This is a genomic window from Streptomyces sp. NPDC002784 (assembly GCF_053592135.1).
This window is the reverse complement of record NZ_JBSFVD010000006.1, coordinates 22,338-45,316: the sequence shown is the minus strand read 5'-3', so window position 1 is coordinate 45,316 and position 22,979 is coordinate 22,338. Positions and strand designations below refer to the sequence as shown.

At 72.9% G+C, this 22,979-nt stretch carries 23 protein-coding genes; 15 read left to right on the top strand and 8 right to left on the bottom strand.

The features are described 5' to 3' along the window. From ACWD1Z_RS14245 to ACWD1Z_RS14215, 7 genes are all read left to right on the top strand, one after another. Nucleotides 1-886 (top strand): MFS transporter (locus tag ACWD1Z_RS14245; RefSeq protein WP_451118543.1); only part of this gene is annotated, 886 nt, incomplete at its 5' end. A gap of 22 nt (nt 887-908) precedes the next feature. Further along, nucleotides 909-1,322 carry a DUF3151 domain-containing protein gene (locus ACWD1Z_RS14240; protein WP_451118541.1) on the top strand — a complete coding sequence of 138 codons (414 nt, stop codon included), beginning with the start codon at nt 909-911 and terminating at the stop codon, nt 1,320-1,322. A 160-nt stretch (nt 1,323-1,482) separates the two neighbouring features. Further along, nucleotides 1,483-2,322 (top strand): tryptophan 2,3-dioxygenase family protein, encoded by an 840-nt coding sequence (locus ACWD1Z_RS14235; RefSeq protein ID WP_451118539.1) that lies wholly within the window; start codon nt 1,483-1,485, stop codon nt 2,320-2,322. Further along, complete coding sequence (gene kynU, locus ACWD1Z_RS14230; protein ID WP_451118538.1) at nt 2,315-3,499, top strand: kynureninase; 1,185 nt, start codon at nt 2,315-2,317, stop codon at nt 3,497-3,499. Before ACWD1Z_RS14235 ends, kynU begins: the two co-directional genes overlap by 8 nt. Before the next feature lie 172 nt (nt 3,500-3,671). After that, nucleotides 3,672-4,532: an alpha/beta hydrolase gene (locus ACWD1Z_RS14225; RefSeq protein WP_451118536.1), complete on the top strand. Its 861-nt coding sequence runs from the start codon at nt 3,672-3,674 to the stop codon at nt 4,530-4,532. 85 nt (nt 4,533-4,617) lie between these two features. Further along, nucleotides 4,618-5,943: a sensor histidine kinase gene (locus ACWD1Z_RS14220; protein ID WP_451118534.1), complete on the top strand. Its 1,326-nt coding sequence runs from the start codon at nt 4,618-4,620 to the stop codon at nt 5,941-5,943. Then, nucleotides 5,940-6,605, top strand: coding sequence for a response regulator (locus ACWD1Z_RS14215; RefSeq protein ID WP_389416801.1), 666 nt, complete (start codon nt 5,940-5,942; stop codon nt 6,603-6,605). The genes ACWD1Z_RS14220 and ACWD1Z_RS14215 overlap by 4 nt, the downstream gene beginning before the upstream one ends. On the opposite strand, the gene ACWD1Z_RS14210 is transcribed toward ACWD1Z_RS14215, so the two are convergent. After that, on the bottom strand, nt 6,606-6,731 hold the full coding sequence (locus ACWD1Z_RS14210; RefSeq protein WP_451118533.1) for a hypothetical protein: 126 nt from the start codon (nt 6,729-6,731) through the stop codon (nt 6,606-6,608). It abuts the gene before it with no gap. Nucleotides 6,732-6,888: 157 nt separating this feature from the next. Between ACWD1Z_RS14210 and ACWD1Z_RS14205 the strand changes: the two genes are divergently transcribed. Continuing rightward, a complete protein-coding gene (locus ACWD1Z_RS14205) occupies nt 6,889-8,091 on the top strand; it encodes a cytochrome P450 (protein ID WP_451118531.1) in 1,203 nt (400 codons plus the stop codon). Here ACWD1Z_RS14205 and ACWD1Z_RS14200 read toward each other — a convergent pair. The 3 genes from ACWD1Z_RS14200 to ACWD1Z_RS14190 all read right to left on the bottom strand — a co-directional run bounded on the left by ACWD1Z_RS14200 (nt 8,075) and on the right by ACWD1Z_RS14190 (nt 10,805). Continuing rightward, complete coding sequence (locus ACWD1Z_RS14200) at nt 8,075-8,299, bottom strand: hypothetical protein (RefSeq protein WP_451118530.1); 225 nt, start codon at nt 8,297-8,299, stop codon at nt 8,075-8,077. The two genes, ACWD1Z_RS14205 and ACWD1Z_RS14200, sit on opposite strands and share 17 nt — an antisense overlap. Before the next feature lie 38 nt (nt 8,300-8,337). Further along, nucleotides 8,338-9,846, bottom strand: a complete 1,509-nt coding sequence (locus ACWD1Z_RS14195) for an ABC transporter permease (protein ID WP_451118922.1) — start codon at nt 9,844-9,846, stop codon at nt 8,338-8,340. Nucleotides 9,847-9,914: 68 nt separating this feature from the next. Beyond that, entirely contained in the window at nt 9,915-10,805 is an 891-nt protein-coding gene (locus tag ACWD1Z_RS14190) for an ABC transporter ATP-binding protein (protein WP_451118529.1), read from the bottom strand. Between the two features lie 72 nt (nt 10,806-10,877). On the opposite strand from ACWD1Z_RS14190, the gene ACWD1Z_RS14185 reads away from it, so the two are divergent. Further along, nucleotides 10,878-11,378: a GbsR/MarR family transcriptional regulator gene (locus ACWD1Z_RS14185; RefSeq protein ID WP_451118527.1), complete on the top strand. Its 501-nt coding sequence runs from the start codon at nt 10,878-10,880 to the stop codon at nt 11,376-11,378. 273 nt (nt 11,379-11,651) lie between these two features. Here ACWD1Z_RS14185 and ACWD1Z_RS14180 read toward each other — a convergent pair whose 3' ends face one another. Then, complete coding sequence (locus ACWD1Z_RS14180) at nt 11,652-12,491, bottom strand: diacylglycerol kinase (RefSeq protein WP_451118525.1); 840 nt, start codon at nt 12,489-12,491, stop codon at nt 11,652-11,654. Between the two features lie 174 nt (nt 12,492-12,665). Between ACWD1Z_RS14180 and ACWD1Z_RS14175 the strand changes: the two genes are divergently transcribed. Continuing rightward, nucleotides 12,666-13,949 carry an adenylosuccinate synthase gene (locus tag ACWD1Z_RS14175; RefSeq protein WP_250077718.1) on the top strand — a complete coding sequence of 428 codons (1,284 nt, stop codon included), beginning with the start codon at nt 12,666-12,668 and terminating at the stop codon, nt 13,947-13,949. 188 nt (nt 13,950-14,137) lie between these two features. Then, complete coding sequence (locus tag ACWD1Z_RS14170; protein WP_451118523.1) at nt 14,138-14,431, top strand: DUF3303 family protein; 294 nt, start codon at nt 14,138-14,140, stop codon at nt 14,429-14,431. Between the two features lie 12 nt (nt 14,432-14,443). Here ACWD1Z_RS14170 and ACWD1Z_RS14165 read toward each other — a convergent pair whose 3' ends face one another. The 3 genes from ACWD1Z_RS14165 to ACWD1Z_RS14155 form a co-directional block, all read right to left on the bottom strand. Further along, nucleotides 14,444-15,094 carry a hypothetical protein gene (locus tag ACWD1Z_RS14165; RefSeq protein WP_451118521.1) on the bottom strand — a complete coding sequence of 217 codons (651 nt, stop codon included), beginning with the start codon at nt 15,092-15,094 and terminating at the stop codon, nt 14,444-14,446. A gap of 151 nt (nt 15,095-15,245) precedes the next feature. Further along, nucleotides 15,246-15,944, bottom strand: coding sequence for a GntR family transcriptional regulator (locus ACWD1Z_RS14160; protein WP_451118519.1), 699 nt, complete (start codon nt 15,942-15,944; stop codon nt 15,246-15,248). A gap of 141 nt (nt 15,945-16,085) precedes the next feature. After that, nucleotides 16,086-17,441 carry an aminotransferase class III-fold pyridoxal phosphate-dependent enzyme gene (locus ACWD1Z_RS14155; protein WP_451118518.1) on the bottom strand — a complete coding sequence of 452 codons (1,356 nt, stop codon included), beginning with the start codon at nt 17,439-17,441 and terminating at the stop codon, nt 16,086-16,088. A gap of 205 nt (nt 17,442-17,646) precedes the next feature. Between ACWD1Z_RS14155 and ACWD1Z_RS14150 the strand changes: the two genes are divergently transcribed. The 4 genes from ACWD1Z_RS14150 to ACWD1Z_RS14135 all read left to right on the top strand — a co-directional run bounded on the left by ACWD1Z_RS14150 (nt 17,647) and on the right by ACWD1Z_RS14135 (nt 22,977). Then, nucleotides 17,647-18,252: a type 1 glutamine amidotransferase family protein gene (locus ACWD1Z_RS14150; RefSeq protein ID WP_451118516.1), complete on the top strand. Its 606-nt coding sequence runs from the start codon at nt 17,647-17,649 to the stop codon at nt 18,250-18,252. Beyond that, complete coding sequence (locus ACWD1Z_RS14145) at nt 18,249-18,707, top strand: MarR family winged helix-turn-helix transcriptional regulator (protein WP_451118514.1); 459 nt, start codon at nt 18,249-18,251, stop codon at nt 18,705-18,707. The genes ACWD1Z_RS14150 and ACWD1Z_RS14145 overlap by 4 nt, the downstream gene beginning before the upstream one ends. A 78-nt stretch (nt 18,708-18,785) precedes the next feature. Continuing rightward, complete coding sequence (locus ACWD1Z_RS14140) at nt 18,786-21,299, top strand: protein kinase domain-containing protein (RefSeq protein ID WP_451118512.1); 2,514 nt, start codon at nt 18,786-18,788, stop codon at nt 21,297-21,299. 130 nt (nt 21,300-21,429) lie between these two features. Then, the gene (locus ACWD1Z_RS14135) at nt 21,430-22,977 is read left to right on the top strand and encodes a PstS family phosphate ABC transporter substrate-binding protein (RefSeq protein ID WP_451118920.1); all 1,548 of its coding nucleotides are present in this window, start codon (nt 21,430-21,432) and stop codon (nt 22,975-22,977) included. Nucleotides 22,978-22,979: the final 2 nt, after the last annotated feature.

Sequence of the window (22,979 nt, the reverse complement as noted above, 5' to 3'; positions counted from 1 at the left end):
GCCGGAATCGGGCGACGGCAGCAAACACGGCCGCTTCGACGTGCTCGGTGCCGCCCTCGGCGCGCTGGCGCTCGCGCTGGTGACGTACGCGCTGATCGAGTCGGACTGGATCAGCGCGGCCCTGGGCGTCGCCCTGGGGATCGCCTTCGTCCGCGTCGAGAAGCGGCGCGCCGACCCGATGATGCCGCTCGGCGTCTTCGCCTCCCGCCAGTTCACCGCCGTCAACCTGGTCACCCTGTGCGTGTACGCGGCCCTCGGCGGGTTCTTCTTCCTCGCCGCGCTCCAGCTCCAGGTCGTCTCCGGCTACTCGGCCCTCGCCGCGGGTACGGCCCTGCTGCCGACGACGGTCCTGATGCTGCTGCTCTCCGCCCGGTCCGGCGAGCTGGCCGACCGGATCGGGCCGCGGATCCCGCTCACCGTGGGGCCGCTGGTGTGCGCGGCCGGGCTGCTGCTGATGCTGCGGGTCGGCCCGGACGCCTCGTACGCGGCCGACGTGCTGCCCGCCGTCCTCGTCTTCGGGGCCGGCCTGGTCACCCTGGTCGCCCCGCTCACCTCCACCGTCCTCGCCTCCGTGGATGTCGCGCGGGCGGGTCTGGCCAGCGGGATCAACAACGCGGCGGCCCGCGCCGCCGGTCTGGTGGCGGTCGCCGCGCTGCCGTTGCTGACCGGGATGGGGGAGGACGCCTACCGCTCCCCGGACGCCTTCGACGACTCCTTCGGCCGGGCCATGCTGCTGTGCGCCGGGGTGATGCTGGTGGGCTCCGCCGTGGCCTTCGCGACCGTACGGCGGCTGCCGCCGGACTGCCGGCGGCCGGAGTGCCTCACCCATGGCTCGATCACCGCGCCGCCCCTGGAAGGGGAACGGGCCAAGGGGCGCATCGAATAGCGGATGCCTCAGACTGGAGCCCATGACGATTCACGAGAACCTCCTCGGGGGACCGCCCCCGACCCACCTCCCCGACGACCCGGAGCCCCGTGAGCTCCTCGCGTCCGGCACGGCCCCCGCGGACGTCGCCGCGCAGTACCCGATGTCCTGCCTGGCCTGGGCCCAGCTGGCCGACGAGGCGTTCGAGCGGGGCAGCGTCGTGGAGTCGTACGCCTACGCCCGTACGGGCTACCACCGCGGTCTGGACGCCCTGCGCCGCAACGGCTGGAAGGGCCACGGCCCGGTGCCGTGGGAGCACGAGCCGAACCGCGGCTTCCTGCGCGCCCTGCACGCCCTCGCCCGGGCCGCCGGTTCCATCGGCGAGCAGGAGGAGTACGAGCGCTGCACGCAGTTCCTGAAGGACTCCTCGCCGACGGCCGCCCAGACGCTGGGCTAGCCCGCAGGCGGGACGGCGCCTTGAGTGCGGGTCCGGCTGTGATCCGGTCGGGCCTTGCACTTTCCGGGGGACACACCGGAGGATTCGGGTGGGGACCGGGGCCCCCGTGTCGGTAACGGCAGGGGCGGACCGCTACCCGGAGTTACCACAGGAGACAGCGATGTCCCAAGAGGCTCACGAAACCCACGAGCCCGAGACCCCGCATCTCGACTTCGCCGGCACGACGCCGTACGAGGACTACGTCAAGGCGGATGTGCTCACCCACCTCCAGCACACCCTCTCCGACGATCCCGGAGAGATGGTCTTCCTGGTCACCACCCAGGTCATGGAGCTGTGGTTCACCGTCGTGGTCCATGAGTGGGAGACCGCCGCGCACGCCCTGCGCGAGGACCGGGTGCCGGTCGCGATCGACGCGCTGAAGCGCTCGGTGCGGGAGCTGGAGGCGCTCAACGCCTCCTGGAAGCCGCTGGGCCAGCTCACCCCGGCCCAGTTCAACTCCTACCGCTCCGCCCTCGGCGAGGGTTCCGGCTTCCAGTCGGCCATGTACCGCCGGATGGAGTTCCTGCTCGGCGACAAGTCCGCGTCCATGCTCGTCCCGCACCGCGGCGCGCCCCGCGTCCACGCGGAACTGGAGAAGGCGCTGCACGAGCCGAGCCTGTACGACGAGGTGCTGCGGCTGCTGGCGCGGCGCGGGCACGCCATCCCCGAGGAGGTGCTGAAGCGGGACGTCTCGCAGCGCTACGAGCCCTCCGACGCGGTCGAGGCCGCCTGGACCGCCGTCTACTCCGGCGACGCCGGTGACGAAGTCGCCCGGCTGGGCGAGGCGTTGACGGACGTCGCCGAGCTGGTGTGGCGCTGGCGCAACGACCACCTGGTCGCCACCCGGCGCGCGATGGGCGCGAAGGCCGGGACCGGCGGCTCGGCCGGGGTGGCCTGGCTGGAGAAGCGGGCCCGCAAGAACGTCTTCCCCGAGCTGTGGACGGCGAGGTCCCATGTCTGAGCTGTCCGCACGGGCGGAGAAGCTGGACGCGGCGGACGAACTCGCCCCCAAGCGCGCCGAGTTCGTGCTCGACGAGGCCGTCTACCTGGACGGCAACTCGCTGGGTGCCCTGCCGGTGAACGTGCCGGAGAAGGTCGCGGACGTGGTCGCGCGGCAGTGGGGCGCCCTGCGCATCCGGTCCTGGGAGGAGAGCGGCTGGTGGACCGCGCCCGAGCGGATCGGCGACCGGATCGCTCCGCTGGTCGGGGCGGCGCCGGGGCAGATCGTGGTCGGCGACTCCACCAGCGTCAACGTCTTCAAGGCGCTGGTGGCGGCCGTGCGGATGGCGGGGGAGGGCCGCGACGAGATCCTCGTGGACGCCACGACCTTCCCCACGGACGGCTACATCGCCGAGTCGGCGGCCCGGCTGACCGGCCGCACACTGCGCCCGGTACGGCCGTCGCAGGTGCCGGGGGCGCTCGGTCCCCGGACCGCCGCGGTGCTGCTGAACCACGTCGACTACCGCACGGGCCGGCTGCACGACCTGCCGTCGCTGACGGCGGCGGTGCGGGCGGCGGGCGCCGTGGCGGTCTGGGACCTGTGCCACAGCGCGGGCGCGCTGCCGGTGGACCTGGACGCGCACGGCGTCGACCTGGCGGTGGGCTGCACGTACAAGTACCTCAACGGCGGCCCGGGTTCACCGGCCTACCTGTACGTACGGCGTGACCTGCAGCCCCGCTTCGACTCCCCGCTGCCGGGCTGGAACTCCCACGCGGAGCCCTTTGGCATGCGCGGCGACTACGCACCGGCCGCGGGCGCCCTGCGCGGCCGGGTCGGCACCCCGGACATCCTCTCCATGCTCGCCCTGGAGGCGGCACTGGACGTCTGGCGGGACGTGTCGATCGCGTCGGTACGGGCCAAGTCGCTGGCGCTGACGGACTTCTTCCTGGAGTGCGTGGCGGAGTACGTGCCGCAGGGGCGCGTGGAGTCCCTGACCCCGGCCGCCCACGCGGAGCGCGGCAGCCAGGTCGCCCTGCGCTGCGCGGACGCGGGCACGGTGATGGAGCGCCTGATCGAGCGGGGCGTGGTGGGCGACTTCCGGGCCCCGGACGTCCTGCGCTTCGGCTTCACGCCGCTGTACGTCGGGTTCGCGGACGTGGAGAAGGCGGCGCGGACGCTGGGCGAGCTGCTCGCCTGACCCGGGGGGCGGGGCGGCGCGGCGCCCACCCCGCCCCCGACAGAACCGTTTGCCCCTCACCCAGCGTCACATCCCGGTGTCCGCGCACGTCACGGGCCTGATACCGTCCCCGCCAACGGCCGAGGACATCACCTGGTCCGCCAACTTCATTTCGCCGCTGAGAGGGTGGAGCATGCCGGACGACGCTGCCGCAGCCCGGTCCGCCGCAGAGGAGCAGTCGGCCTTCTCGCATCCGCCTGTCGACCCGGACACCACCGCCGCGTACGGCGACCACCCCGACCAGGTGATCGACTTCTACGCCCCGCGCACCGAGAGCCCCCTCGCCCCGCTGGTGGTCGTCCTGCACGGGGGCGCCTGGCGGGCTCCCTACGACCGCCGCCACATCACGCCGTTCTCCGCCTTCCTGGCCCGCCGGGGCTTCGCCGTGGCCAACGTGGAGTACCGCAAGGGAGCGGAGGGCGCCGGCGAGCTGGCCGGCCGCTGGCCCGACACCTTCGACGACGTGGCCGCCGCCCTGGACGCCCTCCCGGACCTGGTCCGTGAGGCCATCCCGGGGGCCGACCCCCGCCGTACCGTCGTCACCGGCCACTCCGCCGGCGGCCATCTCGCGCTGTGGGCGGCGGCCCGGCACCTCCTGCCCGCCGACGCCCCCTGGCGCACCGCGGGCCCGCCCCACCTGCGCGGTGTGGTGGCCCTCGCCCCCATCGCCGACTTCGCGGTCGCCGACAAGCTCGGCGTCTGCGGCGGCGCGGCCCGCCAACTCCTCGGCGGCGACGAGGGGTTCGCCGAGCGGCGGCCGTACGCCGACCCCGCGCTGCTGCTGCCCACCGGCATCGCCACCACCCTCGTCCAGGGCCGTACGGACACGGACGTCCCCCAGCTGGTCGCCGAGTCCTACGCGGACGCCGCGGCGAAGGCGGGCGAGGTGGTCGGGCTCACGCTGCTGGAGGACGTGGGCCACTTCCCGCTGATCGACCCGGCGGCGGACGCGTGCGCGGTGGTGGCGGAGGAGATCGCCCAGCTCGCCTGGTGAGCGCGGGGGACGGCCGTAGTACTTGAGACGGACCCCGCGAGACCCTTCTCGCAGGTGACGACGGCGACATGGGCAGCCGCCTACCGTGCTGCACGTGACCGAGACGACCAGCAAGACCCACAGCCCGGAGTTCCGGCTGGCCGCGGACGCCCTGCGCGGGCTGCGGCGGGACCTGTTCCACGACGCCTTCGCCTACCGTCCGCTGCCCCGGATGCGCGTCGACGGCCCGCTGACCCGGCGGCTGCCCGGCCCGCTGCGGGAGTACGCGGCCTGGCTCCCGCACGCCGTGATCGTCGCGGCGGCCCTGCTCACCCTGCCCCTCGGCACCATCGACACGGGCAGTCCGTGGCTGCTGGCCGGTCCGCTCTGCGCGCTCCCCGTGCTGCTGACCATGGTGCGGCCCGTCGGGGCGTTCTGGCTGTCCATGGCCGCCACCCCGGTCGTCGGGGTGCTGGGCGGCAGCTGGGCCGACTGGCCGTGGACGGCCGGGGCCTTCGCCAGTCATCTGGCGGTGCTGACGGTGGTGGCCGTGCGCACCAGGCCGCGCACGGCGGGGTGGATGTGGGTGCTGACGGCGGCGTACGGCCTGATGGCGGAGGCCTCCGGCTTCGGGCCGAGTTACTACTACTACAGCACCAACACCGGCCCCATGCTGGTCGTCTCCGCGCTGGTGCTGCTCTGTGTCTCCGTCTGGCACATCCGCCGCGACGCCGAGCAGGAGGTCACCGCGCAGCAGACCGAGACCGCGCAGGAGCGCTCCCGGCGCACCCTGCTGGAGGAGCGCACCACGATCGCCCGCGAGCTGCACGACGTGGTCGCCCACCACATGTCGGTCGTCGCCATCCAGGCCGAGGCCGCCCCCTACCGGGTGCAGAACCCGCCGCCGGAGCTGGAGCGCGCCTTCGCCACCATCCGGGAGAACGCGGTGGCGGCCCTGACCGAACTGCGCCGCGTCCTGGGCGTCGTACGCGCCGAGGACTACGAGGCCCCCGACGCCCCGCAGCCCACCCTCGGCGACCTCGACGCCCTGCTCGCCAATGTGCGCGACGCCGGGCTCGGCGTCGAGAAGACGGTGACCGGGGCGGTGCGGGAACTGCCGCAGGGCGTCGAGCTGTCGGCGTACCGAATAGTGCAGGAGGCGCTGAGCAACACCCTGCGGCACGCGCCCGGCGCGCGTGCGAAGGTCGAGATCGGTTACGTCCTCGGCGGTCTGGGCCTGCGCGTGGTGAACACCCCGCCCCCGGCGCCCGCCCTGGTCAAGCCGTCGCCCGGGGCCGGACACGGCATCACCGGCATGCGTGAGCGGGTGACGATGCTGAACGGCGGGATGACGGCCGGCCCGACGGACGACGGAGGCTACGAAGTGACCGTGTTCCTGCCGGTCGTGACCCCGGACGAGGGTGCCGCATGACGATCCGCGTGCTGATCGCGGACGACCAGATGATGGTGCGCGAGGGCTTCTCGGTCCTGCTGAACGCGATGCCGGACATCGAGGTCGTCGGCGAGGCGGTGAACGGCAGGGAGGCCGTGGCCAAGGTCCGCGAACTCGCCCCCGACATCGTCCTGATGGACATCCGCATGCCCGAACTGAACGGCATCGAGGCGACCCGGGAGATCGTGGCGGCCGACGGGGCGGCGAAGGTGCTGGTGCTGACCACCTTCGATCTCGACGAGTACGTCTACCAGGCCCTGCGGGCCGGTGCCTCGGGCTTCCTGCTGAAGGACGCCTCCGCCCGCCAACTCGCCGACGGGGTAAGGGTGGTGGCCTCCGGCGAGGCCCTGCTGGCCCCCTCGGTCACCCGCCGTCTGATCACGGAGTTCTCCAAGCTCTCCGAGACCCCGCGGTCCTTCTCCGGCGCCCGGGCGGCCTACGGCGACCTCACCGAACGCGAGACGGAGGTCCTGGTGCTGATCGCCCAGGGCCTGTCCAACGCGGAGATCGCCGAGCGGCTGGTCGTGGCCGAGTCGACGATCAAGACGCATGTGAGCCGCGTCCTGGTGAAGCTCGGCCTCAGGGACCGCACCCAGGCGGCGGTGTTCGCGTACGAGGCGCGGCTGGTGACGCCGGGGTGATCAGCCGAACAGGGCGGCGGGGATCATCGTGAGGACGAGCGGGAGCATCAGGCCGCCGAGGCCACCGAAGACGATCAGCGGGGTCAGCCCGTACTTCTCGCCGCTCAGGTCGGTGAAGGCGGACACGTGCATCCCGTCGTGGCAGCCGGACCTTGCGGCGCTCGTCGTCCAGGGTCCGGACGGTGACCAGAGCCAGCCGGTGACCGGCCGGCTCCCGGGAGGTGCGGTCAGTATGACCTCGACCCCCTGGTCAGGGGAGGGTCCGCCGGGCTAGCGTCCGGTCATGGGAGCCTTCGATCCGTGGGACCCGGCGTTTCTCGCCGACCCGTACCCCGCTTACGCCGAGCTGCGCGCCCGGGGCCGTGTGCAGTACTTCGAGCCCACGAACCAGTGGCTGGTGCCGCGGCACGCCGATGTGTCGGCGCTGCTGCGCGACCGGCGGCTGGGGCGGACGTACCAGCACCGGTTCAGTCACGAGGAGTTCGGGCGGACCGCTCCGCCCGCCGAGCACGAGCCGTTCCACACCCTCAACGACCACGGGATGCTCGATCTGGAGCCGCCGGACCACACCCGGATCCGGCGCCTGGTGTCGAAGGCGTTCACCCCGAGGACGGTCGAGCGGCTCAAGCCGTACGTGACGCGGCTCGCCGGGGAGCTCGTCGACCGGCTGGTCGCGGCGGGCGGCGGCGATCTGCTCGCCGATGTCGCCGAGCCGCTGCCGGTCGCGGTGATCGCCGAGATGCTGGGCATCCCGGAGGCGGACCGGGCTGCGCTGCGGCCCTGGTCGGCCGACATCTGCGGGATGTACGAGCTGAACCCGTCCGAGGAGACGGCCACGAAGGCGGTGCGGGCGTCCGTCGAGTTCACGGAGTACCTGCGGGAACTGATCGCCCTGCGGCGCAAGGAGCCCGGCGACGACCTGATCTCCGGGCTGATCGCCGCCCACGACGAGGGCGACCGGCTCACCGAGCAGGAGATGATCTCCACGGCCGTCCTGCTGCTGAACGCCGGGCACGAGGCGACCGTCAACTCCACCGTCAACGGCTGGTTCGCGCTCTTCCGCAACCCCGACCAGCTCGGGGCCCTGCGCGCCGACCACTCCCTCGTCCCGTCCGCCGTGGAGGAGCTGATGCGCTACGACACGCCGCTGCAGCTCTTCGAGCGCTGGGTGCTGGACGAGATCGAGATCGACGGGACGACGATCCCCCGGGGCGCGGAGATCGCCATGCTCTTCGGCTCCGCCAACCACGACCCCGAGGTGTTCGCGCACCCCGAGCGGCTGGACCTCACCCGCACCGACAACCCGCACATCTCCTTCAGCGCCGGCATCCACTACTGCATCGGCGCGCCGCTGGCCCGCATCGAACTGGCGGCCTCGATGACGGCGCTGCTGGAGCGGGCGCCGACGCTGAGCCTGGCGGCGGAGCCGGAGCGGAAGCCGAACTTCGTGATCCGGGGGCTGGAGGGGCTCAGCGTGTCGGTCTGAGGCGCCGGACCAGGGCCCACACGCCGAGGGCGGCGGCGGTGCCGGCGAGCACCGCCAGCGGCAGTTCGGCGTAGAGCACGCTCCAGTCGGGGGCCTGTTCGAAGCGTTGGAACCGGCCCTGGGCGCCGGCCGACCACACCGCGAATCCGGCGCCCGCCCCCAGCGCCGCGGTCAGACAGCCGCCGGCGGCCTGCGTGCGTTGTCCCATGCCCGCTACGGACGCGTGCGGACCGCCCACGGGTTCCGTCAGGTCGTCATGTCGCGCCGCCGCAGTCCGGCCAGCCCGGCGGCGGTCAGGAGCGCGGCCAGTGCCGACAGGAGCAGGACCGGGCCCCACTCCATCGGTCCGCCCGGCAGCTTCGGGAGGTGGGCGAAGGGGGAGAGGTCCAGGACCGCCTGCGGAGCGTCCAGCGCCGGGCCCACCCAGCCGATCAGCAGGACCGCCCCGGCCACCGCCCAGGCCGCAAGGGCCGCCCGGGGCAGCACGCCGTACAGCAGGACCGCCAGGCCGCCGACGACCCAGACCGCCGGGAGCTGGACGAGGCAGGCGCCCAGGACGTCGACGACTTCCTCGCGGTGGCCCACCGCGAAGCCCGCCCCCGCCAGCAGCATGATCAGGGCGGAGCCCGCGAAGGCGATCACCAGGTGCCCGGCGGCCCAGCGCAGGCGGCCCACGGCGTTCGCCAGGACCGGTTCCGCCCGCATCGAGGTCTCCTCGCCGTGCAGCCGAAGCGTCGAGGCGACGACGTACAGCGCGGCGACCAGGCCCAGCATCCCGACCGTCGACGCCAGGAACGCGTCCGTCAGACCGCTCTGCCCGCCCATCCGCTCGAAGATCTCCCGCGCGTCGTCGTTGTCGCCGACCAGGTCCGCCACCCCGTCCGTCAGGCCGCCGTAGACGACGCCCGCCAGGAAGAAGCCGGCCGACCAGCCGAGGAGCGCCCCGCGCTGCAGCCGCCAGGCCAGCGCGCCCGCCGACCCGAGGCGGCCGAGGGCCGGTCCCGGACGGGCGGGCAGGAAGCTCATGCCGACGTCCCGGCGCCCGGCGAGCGCATAGGCCACCGCGCCCTGGACCACCACCGCCGCCAGGAACAGCAGCAGCACCCACCACCGTTCGTCCGCGAACGACCGCAGGTTCGTCAGCCAGCCCAGCGGCGAGACCCAGGTCAGCACGGAGGAGCCGTCGTCCGCCACCGAGTCGCCCGCCGCGCGCAGCCCGAACGCCGCGCCCAGCAGCCCCGCCGTCAGGCCCCGCGCCAGCCGCGCGCTCTGCGTGAACTGCGCGACGATCGCCGCCAGCGTCGCGAACACCATGCCGACCCCGGCCAGCCCCAGACCGAAGGCCAGCGCTCCCGCCGCCCCCTGCCCCGCGAGCCCCGCCGCCACCAGCACCGCCAGCACACCGTTCGCGACCGCGGCCGTCAGCAGCGCCGCCGTCAGGGACGCCCTGCGCCCCACCGCCCCGGACGCCACCAGCTCCTGACGCCCGCTCTCCTCCTCGTCCCGGGTGTGCCGTACGACGACCAGCAGGCTGACCGCGGCCGCGAGCGCACCCGCGTACACCCCGGCCCGCCAGGCCGTCAGCGCGCCGAGGGAGTCGCCGAAGGCCGGGCCGATCAGGGCGCGGAAGGAGGCGTTGGCGGCCGTGTCCGCCACCAGGTTCGCCCGGTCCGCGGGGGTGCCGTAGACCCCCTCCAGGGTGCTCGGCATCGACAGGATCATCAGCGCGTTCACCGCGACCCACACCGGGATCATCAGCCGGTCCCGGCGCAGGGCGAACCGCACCAGGGTTCCGGTGCCCGCCAGTTCGGCGGCGGCCGTGGTCACCGGGCCGCCTCCTGGTAGTGGCGCAGGAAGAGCTCCTCCAACGTCGGCGGAGTCGAGGTCAGCGACCGCACCCCGGCCGCGGCCAGCGACTTCAGTACGGCGTCCAGCTCGTCGGTGTCCACCTGGAGCCGCACCCGGCGCCCCTGCACGTCCAGGTCGTGCACGCCCGGCAGCCGCGCCAGCCCGTTGGGCTCGGCGACCAGCTCGGCCGTGACGCTGGTCCGGGTGAGGTGCCGCAGGTCCGCCAGCGAGCCCGTCTCCACGGTCCGCCCCTTGCGGATGATGGTGACCCGGTCGCACAGCTCCTCGACCTCGCTGAGGAGGTGCGAGGACAGCAGGATCGTCCGGCCGCGGTCCCGCTCCTCGGCCACGCACCGCTGGAAGACCCCCTCCATCAGCGGGTCCAGGCCCGAGGTCGGCTCGTCCAGGATCAGCAGATCCACGTCCGAGGCGAAGGCGGCGACCAGCGCGACCTTCTGCCGGTTGCCCTTGGAGTAGGTGCGGCCCTTCTTGGTGGGGTCCAGCTCGAAGCGTTCGACCAGCTCGGCGCGGCGCCGCTGGTCGAGTCCGCCGCGCAGCCGGCCGTACAGGTCGATCACCTCCCCGCCCGACAGGTTCCGCCAGAGCGTGACGTCGCCGGGGACGTAGGCGATCCGGCGGTGCGCCTCCACGGCGTCCGCCCACGGGTCCCGGCCGAGGATCCGGGCGGCGCCCGAGTCGGCGCGCACCAGGCCGAGCAGGACGCGGATGGCGGTGGACTTCCCGGCGCCGTTGGGGCCGAGGAAACCGTGCACCTCGCCGGACGCCACCTCCAGGTCGAGGCCGTCGAGCGCGTGCGTCGTGCCGAACGCCTTGTGGAGCCCGGAGACGGTGATGGCGTGGGTCATGATTCAGAACGTACGCTTCTTTCAGAACTTTGTGAAGTTAAGGAAGCGTATGAAGCCCCGTAGGATGTGCGCATGACGGAAGCAGCCGAGGCGGGGCGGGACACGGAGGCCGTGTCGAGGTTTGTCGAGTCGTTCGCGGCGCAGCTGGTGGAGGCCGGGATGCAGCGCATGGCGGCCCGCGTCTTCGCCGCGCTGCTCGCCTCCGACGAGGGCCTGATGACCTCGGCCGAACTGGCAGAACAGCTACGGATCAGCCCGGCGGCGGTCTCCGGCGCGGTCCGGTACCTGGCCCAGACCCACATGGTCTCCCGGGAACGCGAGCCCGGCTCCCGCCGCGAGCGCTACCGGGTCCACGGGGACCAGTGGTACGAGGCCCTGACCAGCCGCGAGGCCATCATCAGGCGCTGGGAGGCCGCCCTGCGCGAGGGCGTGGCGAGCCTCGGCCCGGAGACGCGGGCAGGCCGCCGCATGGCCGAGACCCTGGCCTTCTTCGAATTCCTCGACGGCGAGCTGGCGGCGATGATGGAGCGCTGGAGGCGGCAGCGCGAGGAGCGCTTCGGCCGCCCCGAATAGGGGGTGTTCCTGCCCGTTCGGCCGCCCCGGGCAGGGGGCCTGCCAGCGCGTTCGGCCGCCCCGGGCAGGGGGCCTGCCAGTCCGTTCGGCCGCCCCGGGCAGGGGGTCTGCCAGCTCGTTCGGTCGCCTCGGGCAGGGGGTGTTCCAGCCCGTTCGGCCGCCCCGAGTGGGGGGTGCCCCAGCCCGTCGGCGGTCCCGAACAGGGGTCTGCCAGCCCCGGCCGCCCCGGGCAGGGGGTCTGCCAGTCCGTTCGGCCGCCCCTGGCGGGATCTCTCAGCCCGGTACCACCAGGCCCAGTGCCCCCTCCCACACCGTCCAGGTGCGTCTGCGGACCGGGCCCGCCTCCGTCGCGTCCGCCCGGTACCTGAAGTCCGCGCCGGAGACCGTCACCCGGCGGCCCCTCGCCAGCAGCGGTGCCGCCTCCGCGCCCACCGACACCGGGCGGACCTCCACCGACGCCGTACCGGAGCCGTGCGGGGTCACCGCGACGCCCTCCACCGGCTGGTCCAGGTCCACCAGGGTCACCCCGTCCACCTCCACCCGGAGCCGGGTGGGACCCGGGCCCGACGGCACCGGGGCCGGGCGGGCCGGGACGAGGGTGCGGACCAGGGACTGGTACGTGCGCAGCCAGGGGCGGCCGTCCACGGTCTCGGCGCTCCCCGTCGGCGGCAGGGCGGGAATCCGCAGCGCCCCCAGCACCACCCCGTCGCTGTCGTCCACCAGCAGGTCCAGGCGCCGCTCCACCCCGTCCAGGACCGCCCGGGCGGCCGCCACCGTGCCCGTGGGCACGCCCAGGGCGCCGGCCAGGGAGAGCGCGGCGCCCACCGGGACCACCGACAGCGCACATCCGGCCAGCTCCCGCCGGCGGTGCAGCAGGGACACCGCGCGCATCAGCGCCCGGTCGTCGCCCACCACGACGGGCCGGCGCGACCCGCGGCGCGCCAGCATCCGGGCGAATTCCTCGGGCCCCTCCGGCAGGCACACCTTCGTCGCGGCACCCGCGCTGAGCACGTCTTTCGCGATCCGCACGGCCTCCCCGTCCGTGTTCCGGGCGACCGGGTCGATGACCACCAGCAGCTGATCGGACGTCGCGAAAGTCGCCACCTCGGCCATGCCTCGCTTCCTCGGGTAGCATCTTTGTGCAAGAGCCCCTTGCGCTATTGCGCCAGGGGCTTCGTCTATTCCGGGGCATCCGGTCCGACGGGTCGCGGCCGACACAGGTCGCCGGTGTACGTATGCCGTACGCCTCGACCTTGGACATGCCCCGCCCGGAAGGGGTGTACGCGCGTGCCCGCACTTGTGCTGCTCGGTGCTCAGTGGGGTGACGAAGGCAAGGGAAAGGCCACCGACCTGCTCGGTGGCTCGGTCGATTATGTGGTGCGCTACCAGGGCGGCAACAACGCCGGCCATACGGTGGTCGTGGGCGATCAGAAGTACGCCCTGCACCTTCTCCCTTCCGGAATCCTGTCCCCGGGGTGTACCCCGGTCATCGGCAACGGCGTCGTCGTCGACCCGTCGGTCCTGCTCTCCGAGCTGAGCGGGCTGAACGAGCGAGGCGTCGACACGTCCAAGCTCCTCATCAGCGGTAACGCGCACATCATCACGCCGTACAACGTCACGGTCGACAAGGTGACGGAACGCTTCCTCGGCAAGCGGAAGATCGGCACGACCGGGCGCGGCATCGGACCCACCTACGCGGACAAGATCAACCGCGTCGGTATCCGGGTGCAGGACCTCTATGACGAGTCCATCCTCCAGCAGAAGGTCGAGGCGGCGCTCGACGTCAAGAACCAGCTGCTGACCAAGCTGTACAACCGGCGCGCGATCGCCGTGGACCAGGTGGTCGAGGAGCTGCTGGCCTACGCCGAGCAGCTCAGGCCGTACGTCGCCGACACGGTGCTGGTCCTGAACCAGGCCCTGGAGGACGACAAGGTCGTGCTCTTCGAGGGCGGCCAGGGCACGCTGCTGGACATCGACCACGGCACGTACCCCTTCGTCACCTCGTCGAACCCGACCGCGGGCGGCGCCTGCACCGGCGCCGGCGTGGGTCCGACGAAGATCAGCCGGGTCATCGGCATCCTGAAGGCGTACACCACCCGCGTCGGCGCCGGTCCGTTCCCGACCGAGCTGCTCGACGAGGACGGCGAGGCGCTGCGCAGGATCGGCGGCGAGCGCGGTGTCACCACCGGCCGCGACCGGCGCTGCGGCTGGTTCGACGCGGTCATCGCCCGGTACGCGACCCGGGTCAACGGCCTGACCGACTTCTTCCTGACCAAGCTCGACGTGCTCACCGGCTGGGAGCAGATCCCGGTCTGCGTGGCCTACGAGATCGACGGCAAGCGGGTCGAGGAGCTGCCGTACTCGCAGTCCGACTTCCACCACGCGAAGCCGGTCTACGAGATGCTGCCGGGCTGGAACGAGGACATCAGCAAGGCGAAGTCCTTCTCCGACCTGCCGAAGAACGCCCAGGCGTACGTCAAGGCGCTGGAGGAGATGTCCGGCGCCCCGATCTCCGCGATCGGCGTGGGTCCGGGCCGGGACGAGACGATCGAGATCAACTCGTTCATCTGACCCGGACCGGCAGAGCGGTAGAGCGGTAGAGCGGTAGAGCGGTGAGGAGGGGCGTCCCCGTCGGGGGCGCCCCTCCTCCGTGTCCGCTCACGCCGTCCGCAGCGCTCGCCCCGACTGCTCTCTTCCCCCCTGCCACCCTGGATATATCGGGCATATCCTGAAGCGGGGACACGGTCGAGGAGGCTGCGATGCGAGTGATGCTCAAAGCGACCATGGACACCGAGAAGGGCAACGAGGCCATCCGCAGCGGCAGGATGCCCGAGGTGATGAAGAACGTGCTGGAGAAGTTCAGGCCGGAGGCCGCGTACTTCGGTCCGGAGGGCGGGCGCCGTACCTGCTGGCTGGTCCTGGACCTCCAGGACAGCTCCCAACTCCCGCCGACGGCCGAACCGTTCTTCACCGAACTCAACGCCGAGGTCACCTTCACCCCGATCATGAACGCCGAGGATCTGCAGAAGGGCCTCTCCCAGCTGGGCGGCTGATCCTCTCCCGCCTCAGCTGAAAATGATCATCGAGCCCTGTGCCAGGCTGCGGGTCGCCGCCGCGTGCAGGCCCAGCCAGACATGGCGTTCCCGGGCGAAGGGACTGGGATCGTACGGGGCCGGGACGGCCGGTTCCTCCAACTCCGTAGGAGCCGACGGCGGTTGCGGGGCCGCCGGGGGGTTCGCCGGGTCGATGCCGATCGACGGGGCCACGAACTCCAGCTCCCGCAGCAGGGCCTGGGAGGAGCCCAGGGGGCCGCCCCCGGCGAGGAGTTCGTCGCTCGACAGGGGGTGCGGGAAGTCCACGGGCACATACGCCCCGGCGTGGTCGTAGTGCCAGACCAGGTGCGCCTGCTGGGCCGTGGCCTCGAACATCTCCAGCAGCTGCTCGTAGTCGCCGCCGAGTTCGTCCACCGGCGTCACCGGCAGGCCGCACACCTGGAGGAGATACGCCCGGCGCAGGAAGTGCAGGGCGTCGTAGTCGAATCCGGCCACCGGGGCGACCTCGCCGGTCAGGCCCGGCATGTACTGGTACACCGGCACCGGCGGGAGGCCGGCCTCGGCGAGCACCTTGTTGTATTGCGCGAGTTCCTCGGCGAACGGGTTGTCGGGGGTGTGGCACAACACGTCGACGAGCGGTACCAGCCACAGGTCACAGGCCAAAAGAGGACTCCTCGCGTAGCGCGGTGCGGGGCGGTGTAGTGCGGTGGTCAAGGAAGAGTAGTGGGTGCGGCCCGGGGTGAAACCCCCCAGTACCGGTCGCGGGCACGGGCTGTGCAGATCCCATACCCATCCCTGATCCCCTACCCCTCCCTCAGGGCGCGAGTCGCTCGATCAGGGCGAGGGAGTGGCTGTTGTACGCGGCGATGATCGAGCGCGCGGCGCCCGTGTCGCGCGCGGACAGCGCGTCGACGAGTTCGGTGTGGCCGGACCACAGCTCGCCGCGCAGGTCGGTCAGCAGACGCAGATGCTGCACGGCGCACACCCAGGACTGGACGCGCAGGCGGTGCAGGAAGTCGGCGAGGTAGGCATTGCCGAAGAGGGAGGCCAGCTCGCGCCAGAAGCGCAGGTCATAGCCAATGAGGACGGTGAGGTCACCGGCGCCGGCGGCCCGCTGCGCCTCCTCGCCGCGGCGGCGGACGCCGGCCAGGGCGGCGGCGACCCGGGGGTCCCCGGCCTGCCGGTACCCCTTGCGGCCCTCGTCGAGCGCCTGGAACATGCCGTCGGTGACCAGGGCGCGGGCCTCGATCATCCCGCGGTAGTCGTCGGCGGAGTACTCGTGCACCCGGAAGCCGCGGTGCTGGTCCGCCTCCAGCAGCCCCTGCGCGGACAGGTCGACCAGCGCCTCGCGCACGGGGGTGGCGGAGACGCCGTACTGCTCGGCTATCTCCTTGACCGTGAACGCCTGCCCCGGCTGGAGCCGCCCGGCCAGCACCTCGTCCCGCAACGCGTCCGCGATCTGCTGCCGCAGGGTGCTACGGGTCACGGCGGCGTTGCCGCTGGAGCCGGGCATGGTCGGAACGTCTCCTTCTTCGCGCGGGGTGGCATGCACGCATATCTGCGAGCACGCCACCTTACGCGTTCGGGCTCCGGGGCCGCTGTGGCGCGACCCCGGCCACCGGACCGGCTCTTGACGGCTACCGCCTGTACTCGTCTACCGCGTGTGCTCGTCGGCGACCGACAGCGCCGCGTCCAGCGCCGCCAGCCCTTCCTTGAGCTCGGCTTCGGAGACGTTGCACGGCGGCACGACATGGGTCCGGTTCATGTTCACGAAGGGCCACAGGCCGTGCTTCTTGGCGGCGGCGCCGAAGGCCGCCATCGGCGCGTTGGCCTCGCCCGCCGCGTTGTACGGCACCAGCGGCTCGCGCGTCTCCCGGTCCTTCACCAGCTCCAGCGCCCAGAACATCCCGACCCCGCGTACCTCGCCCACCGACGGATGCCGCTCCGCCAGTTCCCGGAGCGCCGGCCCGACCACGGACGCGCCCAGCCCGGCCGCGTTCGCGACGACACCCTCCTCCGCCATGACGTTGATCGTCGCGACGGCGGCGGCACAGGCCAGCGGATGCCCGGAGTACGTCAGGCCGCCCGGGTACGGCCGCTTGCCGAAGGTCTCCGCGATGGCGCCCGAGATCGCGACACCGCCCAGCGGCACATACCCGGAGTTCACGCCCTTGGCGAAGGTCATCAGGTCCGGCACCACGCCGGCCAGGTCCGCCGCGAACCACTCACCGGTCCGCCCGAACCCGGCCATGACCTCGTCCAGGACGAAGACGATGCCGTACTTGTCGCATATCTCACGCACTCCGGCGAGATAGCCCGGCGGCGGCACCATGATCCCCGCCGTGCCCGGCACGGTCTCCAGCACGATCGCGGCGACGGTCGACGGCCCCTCGAAGGCGATCGTCGTCTCCAGGTGCTCCAGCGCCCGCGCGCACTCCTGCTCCTCGGTCTCGGCGTAGAAGCGGGACCGGTAGAGGAAGGGCGCCCAGAAGTGGACGACGCCGGCGGAGGCGCTGTCGGACGCCCAGCGGCGGGGGTCGCCGGTGAGGTTCACGGCCTGCTGGGTGCCGCCGTGGTACGAGCGGTACGCCGACAGCACCTTCGTCCGCCCGGTGTGCAGCCGGGCCATCCGTACGGCGTGCTCGACGGCGTCGGCGCCGCCGTTGGTGAAGAAGATCTTGTCCAGGTCGCCCGGGGTCCGCTCGGCGATCAGCCGGGCCGCCTCCGACCGCGCCTCGACCGCGAACGCGGGCGCGAACGTCGTCATCCGCGCCGCCTGTTCCTGGATCGCGGCGACGACCTTCGGGTGCTGGTAGCCGATGTTCGTGTAGACGAGTCCGCTGGTGAAGTCGAGGTAGCGGTTGCCGTCGTAGTCCCAGAAGTACGACCCCTCCGCGCCGGCGACGGCGAGCGGGTCGATGAGCTCCTGCGCGGACCAGGAGTGGAACACATGGGCACGGTCCGCGGCCTTCACGGCGGCGCCGACCTCGGGGTTTGGCTGAGGGGTCATGCGCCCGAGGGTAAATGTCCGCGATGCGGAAGCGGTATCGGCGTCCTGTCTGCGGGACGGGGGTTTCCGCGACAGGTTGTCGCGTGGCGGGGGCGGGGGTGAGGTCGGGGCGGGGGCCGGGTTCCGCGGCGGGGATCTGTCGTTGACAGTGTGCTGTCGTTACGGCAGGATACTGTCATATCAGTCGAGGTCCTGAGGAGGCACCATGAGCCCCAACCCCGTCCACCTCGCCGTCTACGACACCTTCGCCGACTGGGAGACCGGGTACGCCACCGCCTTCCTCGCCCGCGCCGGCCACGACATCCGCACCGTCGGCCCCACCACCGCACCCGTGCGCAGCATCGGCGGACTGGGCGTCCGGCCCGACCTCGCCCTGGACGACGTACGGCCCGAGGACAGCGCGCTGCTGATCCTCCCGGGCGCGGACCTGTGGGACACCTCCCACGACCTCGCGCCCTTCGCCCGCAAGGCGCGGGAGTTCCTGGCCGCGGGGGTGCCCGTCGCCGCGATCTGCGGAGCCACCGCGGGGCTCGCGCGGGAGGGGCTGCTCGACGACCGGGACCACACCAGCGCCGTCTCCTTCTACCTCGCCGCGACGGGGTACGGCGGCGGTGAGCGCTACGTCGACGCCGATGCCGTCACCGACGGCCGTCTGATCACCGCGGGGCCCACCGAACCCGTCGCCTTCGCCCGCGAGGTCCTCCGGCTCCTCGGGGTGTACGAGGGTGAGGTGCTGGACGCCTGGTACCGGCTGTTCCACGACTCCGACCCGGAGGCGTACGCCGTACTGGAGAAGGCCGGGGCGCAGTGAGCCGGGAGCGGCAGGACCTGCTGAGCCGGGGTGCGCTCGGGGTCTTCCGGCTCAACGGGCAATTCCTCGCCGTGGCGGAGGAGTTGGCGAAACCGGCCGGGATCACCGCGGCCTGGTGGCAGGTGCTCGGCGCGGTGCTGCGGGAGCCGTTGCCGGTCGCCGGGATCGCCCGCGCGATGGGGATCACCCGGCAGAGCGTGCAGCGGATCGCGGATCTGCTGGTGGAGCGGGGGCTCGCGGAGTACCGGCCCAACCCCGCCCACCGGCGCGCCAAACTGCTCGCGCCGACCGAGGAGGGGCTGGCGGCCGTCCGCCGGATCGACCCCGGGCACGCGGCGTTCGCCGACCGGCTCGCGCAGGCGTTCGGCGAGGCCGAACTCGCGGACGCGGTACGGCTGCTGGAACGGCTGTCGAAGGTGCTGGAGGAGACGGCCCCGGCTGTTACGGAACCGTAGACGCGGGCGCGCTCATCGTCCCGTATGCCCGCACTATCGTGGGTTCGTCGTACGGGGCGTTTCGGGGGAGGGGCCTGCATGGACCAGCTGGGTCCGGGGGATCCGCGGCGGATCGGGGCGTACCGGCTGATCGCCCGGCTCGGCGCCGGGGGGATGGGACGCGTCTATCTCGCCCGGTCCGAGCGCGGGCGTACGGTCGCGGTGAAGCTGGTGCGCGAGGAACTCGCCGCGCGGGAGGAGTTCCGGGCGCGGTTCCGGCAGGAGGTGCGGGCCGCGCGGCGGGTCGGCGGGTACTGGACGGCGCCGGTCCTCGACGCAGACACCGAGGCGGCGGTGCCGTGGGTGGCCACCGGGTATGTCGCCGGGCCGAGCCTCCAGCAGGCGGTCGGGCACGACCACGGGGCGCTGCCCGAGCGGTCGGTACGGATCCTCGCCGCCGGGCTCGCGCACGCGCTCGGCGACATCCACGCGGCCGGAATCGTCCACCGCGACCTCAAGCCCTCCAACGTCCTCGTCACCCTCGACGGGCCCCGCGTCATCGACTTCGGCATCGCCCGGGCCCTGGAGACGATCGCCGAGCCCGGCCTCACCGGCACCGGCGTGCTCGTCGGCTCACCGGGCTTCATGGCCCCCGAGCAGGTCCGGGGCGACCGCATCACGCCCGCGTGCGACGTCTTCTGCCTGGGGTCGGTCCTGGCCTACGCCGCGACCGGCCGCCTTCCCTTCGGCGCGGGCGGAAGCGGCGTCCACGCGCTGATGTTCCGCATCGCCCAGGAGGAGCCCGACCTGGAGGGCATGCCGGAGGGCATCGCCGACCTGGTCCGCGACTGCCTGCGCAAGGACCCCGCGGCGCGCCCGTCCCTGGCCCGGATCCTGGAACGTACGGGTGCCGAGGACACCGTCACGGACGGCCGCTCCCACGACCCCTGGCTCCCGAGCGCCCTGGTGGCCCAACTCGGCCGCCACGCGGTACACCTCCTGGAAACGGAGGCCCCTCCTTCGCTGGACGAGCGGCCGGCGCCGTGGCAGCAGCAGGCGCCTGGGCCACGGGTGCCGGGAGAACCGGGTCGCCAGGATCCGGCGCCGGGACAACCGGGTCCCGCCGATGAGGGGCCTGCACTTCCGGCGTCGGGGGAGTCGGGTCGTCAGGGTCCCGCGCATCCGGCGGCAGGCAGTTCGGCACCCTGGCCTACGGTTCCGCAGCTCCCGGGCGCCGGGCTTCCGGCCTCCGGCCAGGCGGATCCAGGTCGTTCGGGCTCGGCGCATCCGGCGTCGGGCCAACCCCACCCCGCCCAGCAGGGCCCTGCGCTTCCCGTGTCGGGCGAGCCCGGTCCTGACAACCCGGCTCCTCCGCATCCCGGGCCGGGGCTCCCGAGCGCCAGCCATCCGGCCCCCGGTTCCCCGGCATCCGGGCGGCCCTCTCCTGGCCCAGCGGGTCCCGTACCCCCGGCGTCAGGGCTCCCGGCCCCCGGCCATGAGGCCCCTACGCTTCCGGCGGCGGGGTTCCCGGCCTCCAGCCGGCAGGGCGCGGTCCATGAGGCTCCTACGCTCCCGGCGGCGGCGCTCCCGCCCCCCAGCCATCCGAGCGCTGGTCATCAGGCTCCTGCGCATCCAGCCCTGGGGAAACCGGGCCCTGCCGATCAGGCTCCTGCGCACAGGGCGCCCGGCCATCCCACTCCGGTCCCCCCGGCACCCGGACACTCCGCTTCCAGTCTCCCGGCGCCCGGCCACTCCGCTTCTGGTCTCCCGGCACTCGGCCACTCCCCTTCGGACCCCCCGGCACCCGTCCACCCCGCACCCGGCCCCCCGGCGCCCGTCCACCCCCCTTCGAACCCCCCACCGCCCGGCCACCCCACACCGCCGCACCCAGTGGTGGAAGAGCCGACCCCCGTCCATTCGGCCCCCGCGCATCCGGGCCCCTCGCACCCCGCTCACGGCCACCCCCAGCCCGGTCGGCGGCCTTCCGTTCACCCGCTCTCCGCCTATCCGTCCCCGCCACCCGCCTACTCCACCCCACCCCACTCCTACTCCTACGGCCCGCCCCCGGCGGAGCCCGGCCGGCGGCGTTCCACCGTTCTGCTTCTCGCCGTTGCCGTCGTCGTCGCGGTGGCGGCCGGTGGGTCGGTGTATGCGCTCATGGACGGGGGCGAGGAGGGGGTGGGCGGTACGTCCACGCCTCGGGTGAGCGGGCCCGTCACACCGGGGCCCTCGACCGAGGAACCGTCCCCGACGGCATCGCGGGCGTCGGACGGAGCCATCCCCTCCGACTACCTCGGCACCTGGTCCACCGCCCTCGACAACGACGCCGGTCACCACACCCGTCGGCTCACCCTCCGGCAGGGCGAGGTGGGCGACACCGTGCTCTCGCTCGTCGCGGACGGCGCGGGCTACCACTGCGTCTTCCAGGCGAAGCTCGCCGGGGAACCCACCGAACAGGGCCCGTTGGCGATCGGCCCCTCCACCGTCACCGTCGGCGAACCGGCCTCCTCCTGCACCCCGGGCGCCGCGACGCAACTCACCCTCCTCGAAGACGGCAGCCTGGAACGGCTCAACCCGAACACCGGCGAGAAACTGACGTACGTCAAGGAGTGACCCAACAGGCCGGAGTACCGCGCTAGTTGAACGCTGCGCGAACGTCTGCGGACGCGTCCGGAATTCCGCCCCCGTCGAACATATGGTGTCCGCACACGTGTCCGGCTCCAGGGAGTTGCGGGGGCACCCGATGGAGTTGCTGAGCGCAGAGAACGTCGTGGCCGTGGCGACGGCCCTGGCCGGCATCGCGGCCTCGGCCGTCATGGTCTGGTACGAACGCCGGGTACCGCGCCGCAAGCGGATCGGCTACCGCGTACAGATGGACAACCCCATCGGCGACGACGTGGCATCCGGCCGTGCCAACGTCCGCATGGGCCTCTTCGACGAGGCCCCCGGCATGCACCAGGCGACCCTGGTCCTGCTGCGCATCGAGAACGACGGCTCCCAGGGCATCGGCCACGACGACTACACCAGCCGCGAACTGCACGGCCTGACCGCGGTGTTCACGAACCGCAGCATCCGCGGCGTCTCGGTCACCCAGCCCCCCGGCACCGACCACCTGATGAGCCACTTCACCCCGCACGCCGGCTTCGGCTACGACACCGGCGGCAACACCCTCCGCATCCCGCGCGTCCCCCTCAACCGGGGCGAGCACTTCAAGCTGCTCGTCCTGCTCTCGGGCGGCGACGTGGGCTGCGACATCCGCCTCATCGGCGGCATCCGGGACGGCGAGGTGCACCCCAACCGCAGCGCCACCCCGGACGACAAGCCGCCGCTGTTCAGCCGGGCGGCCCGGCTGATCACCATCATGCTCACGGTCTCCGTCCTCACCCTCTCCACGATGGTCGTGATCCGCGACGACAGCCCGCCCCCGCTCGGCTGCGAGCAGGGCAGCCTCACGATCACGGGCTCGACGGCCTTCGCACCGGTGGTCCGCGACCTCGCCGAGGAGTACGAGAAGGACTGCGAGGGCTCGACCATCACGGTGGAGGCCCGCGGCAGCTCGGCGGGCGTCGGCGAACTGGCCGCGCTGGAGGGCGAGTCGAGGAGCGAGCGGGCGTCGATGATCGCGTTCCACGACGGACCGAGCAAGCGGGCCGACGGCTCACTGACCCCCCTGCCGATCGCCCTCTCCGTCTTCGCCGTGGTGGTGAACGACGCCCTGGAGCTCCCCGGCGGACTGTCCCTGGCCAGCGTGCGGCGCATCTACTCGGGCGACCTCACGCACTGGGACCAGCTGGACCCGAAGCTGCCGCACTGGCGGATCGTCCTGGTGAGCCGGGACGCGGACTCCGGCACCCGCCAGGTCTTCCAGGACCAGGTCCTGGACGGCACCTGGGAGGGCGTACCGAGCACCTCGCTGGACTGCGACATCCGCACCGACCGCTCGGCCCCCGTCCGCTGCGAACTGGACTCCACGCAGGAGGTGTTGAAGAAGGTGGCGGAGATCAGGGGCGCGATCGGCTACAGCGAGCTGAACCTCGCCACGGCCCAGCGGAACATCACGAGGGTCCCGCTGGACGGCGCCACGGCCTCGGTGGCGGCGGTGGAGGAGCCGACCCCGTACCCGTACTTCGGCGTCGAGTACGCGTACACCCACGGCGACCCGCCCGGCGGCTCCCTGGCCGGCAGCTTCCTCGACTACGTCCGCAACAGCGGCGAGAGCCTGATCCGCGCCCACGACCACGTCCCGTGCTCGACCCCGGAGGGCGAGCGGCTCTGCCGGGAGTCCGCGTAGCG

Excerpts from the sequence above, each read along its gene's own strand:
- ACWD1Z_RS14240 (WP_451118541.1), top strand. The coding sequence starts at position 909 with ATGACGATTCACGAGAACCTCCTCGGGGGACCGCCCCCGACCCACCTC.
- ACWD1Z_RS14235 (WP_451118539.1), top strand. The coding sequence starts at position 1,483 with ATGTCCCAAGAGGCTCACGAAACCCACGAGCCCGAGACCCCGCATCTC.
- kynU (WP_451118538.1), top strand. The coding sequence starts at position 2,315 with ATGTCTGAGCTGTCCGCACGGGCGGAGAAGCTGGACGCGGCGGACGAA.
- ACWD1Z_RS14225 (WP_451118536.1), top strand. The coding sequence starts at position 3,672 with ATGCCGGACGACGCTGCCGCAGCCCGGTCCGCCGCAGAGGAGCAGTCG.
- ACWD1Z_RS14215 (WP_389416801.1), top strand. The coding sequence starts at position 5,940 with ATGACGATCCGCGTGCTGATCGCGGACGACCAGATGATGGTGCGCGAG.
- ACWD1Z_RS14205 (WP_451118531.1), top strand. The coding sequence starts at position 6,889 with ATGGGAGCCTTCGATCCGTGGGACCCGGCGTTTCTCGCCGACCCGTAC.
- ACWD1Z_RS14200 (WP_451118530.1), bottom strand. The coding sequence starts at position 8,299 with ATGGGACAACGCACGCAGGCCGCCGGCGGCTGTCTGACCGCGGCGCTG.
- ACWD1Z_RS14195 (WP_451118922.1), bottom strand. The coding sequence starts at position 9,846 with ATGATCCCGGTGTGGGTCGCGGTGAACGCGCTGATGATCCTGTCGATG.
- ACWD1Z_RS14190 (WP_451118529.1), bottom strand. The coding sequence starts at position 10,805 with ATGACCCACGCCATCACCGTCTCCGGGCTCCACAAGGCGTTCGGCACG.
- ACWD1Z_RS14185 (WP_451118527.1), top strand. The coding sequence starts at position 10,878 with ATGACGGAAGCAGCCGAGGCGGGGCGGGACACGGAGGCCGTGTCGAGG.
- ACWD1Z_RS14180 (WP_451118525.1), bottom strand. The coding sequence starts at position 12,491 with ATGGCCGAGGTGGCGACTTTCGCGACGTCCGATCAGCTGCTGGTGGTC.
- ACWD1Z_RS14170 (WP_451118523.1), top strand. The coding sequence starts at position 14,138 with ATGCGAGTGATGCTCAAAGCGACCATGGACACCGAGAAGGGCAACGAG.
- ACWD1Z_RS14160 (WP_451118519.1), bottom strand. The coding sequence starts at position 15,944 with ATGCCCGGCTCCAGCGGCAACGCCGCCGTGACCCGTAGCACCCTGCGG.
- ACWD1Z_RS14155 (WP_451118518.1), bottom strand. The coding sequence starts at position 17,441 with ATGACCCCTCAGCCAAACCCCGAGGTCGGCGCCGCCGTGAAGGCCGCG.
- ACWD1Z_RS14150 (WP_451118516.1), top strand. The coding sequence starts at position 17,647 with ATGAGCCCCAACCCCGTCCACCTCGCCGTCTACGACACCTTCGCCGAC.
- ACWD1Z_RS14140 (WP_451118512.1), top strand. The coding sequence starts at position 18,786 with ATGGACCAGCTGGGTCCGGGGGATCCGCGGCGGATCGGGGCGTACCGG.
- ACWD1Z_RS14135 (WP_451118920.1), top strand. The coding sequence starts at position 21,430 with ATGGAGTTGCTGAGCGCAGAGAACGTCGTGGCCGTGGCGACGGCCCTG.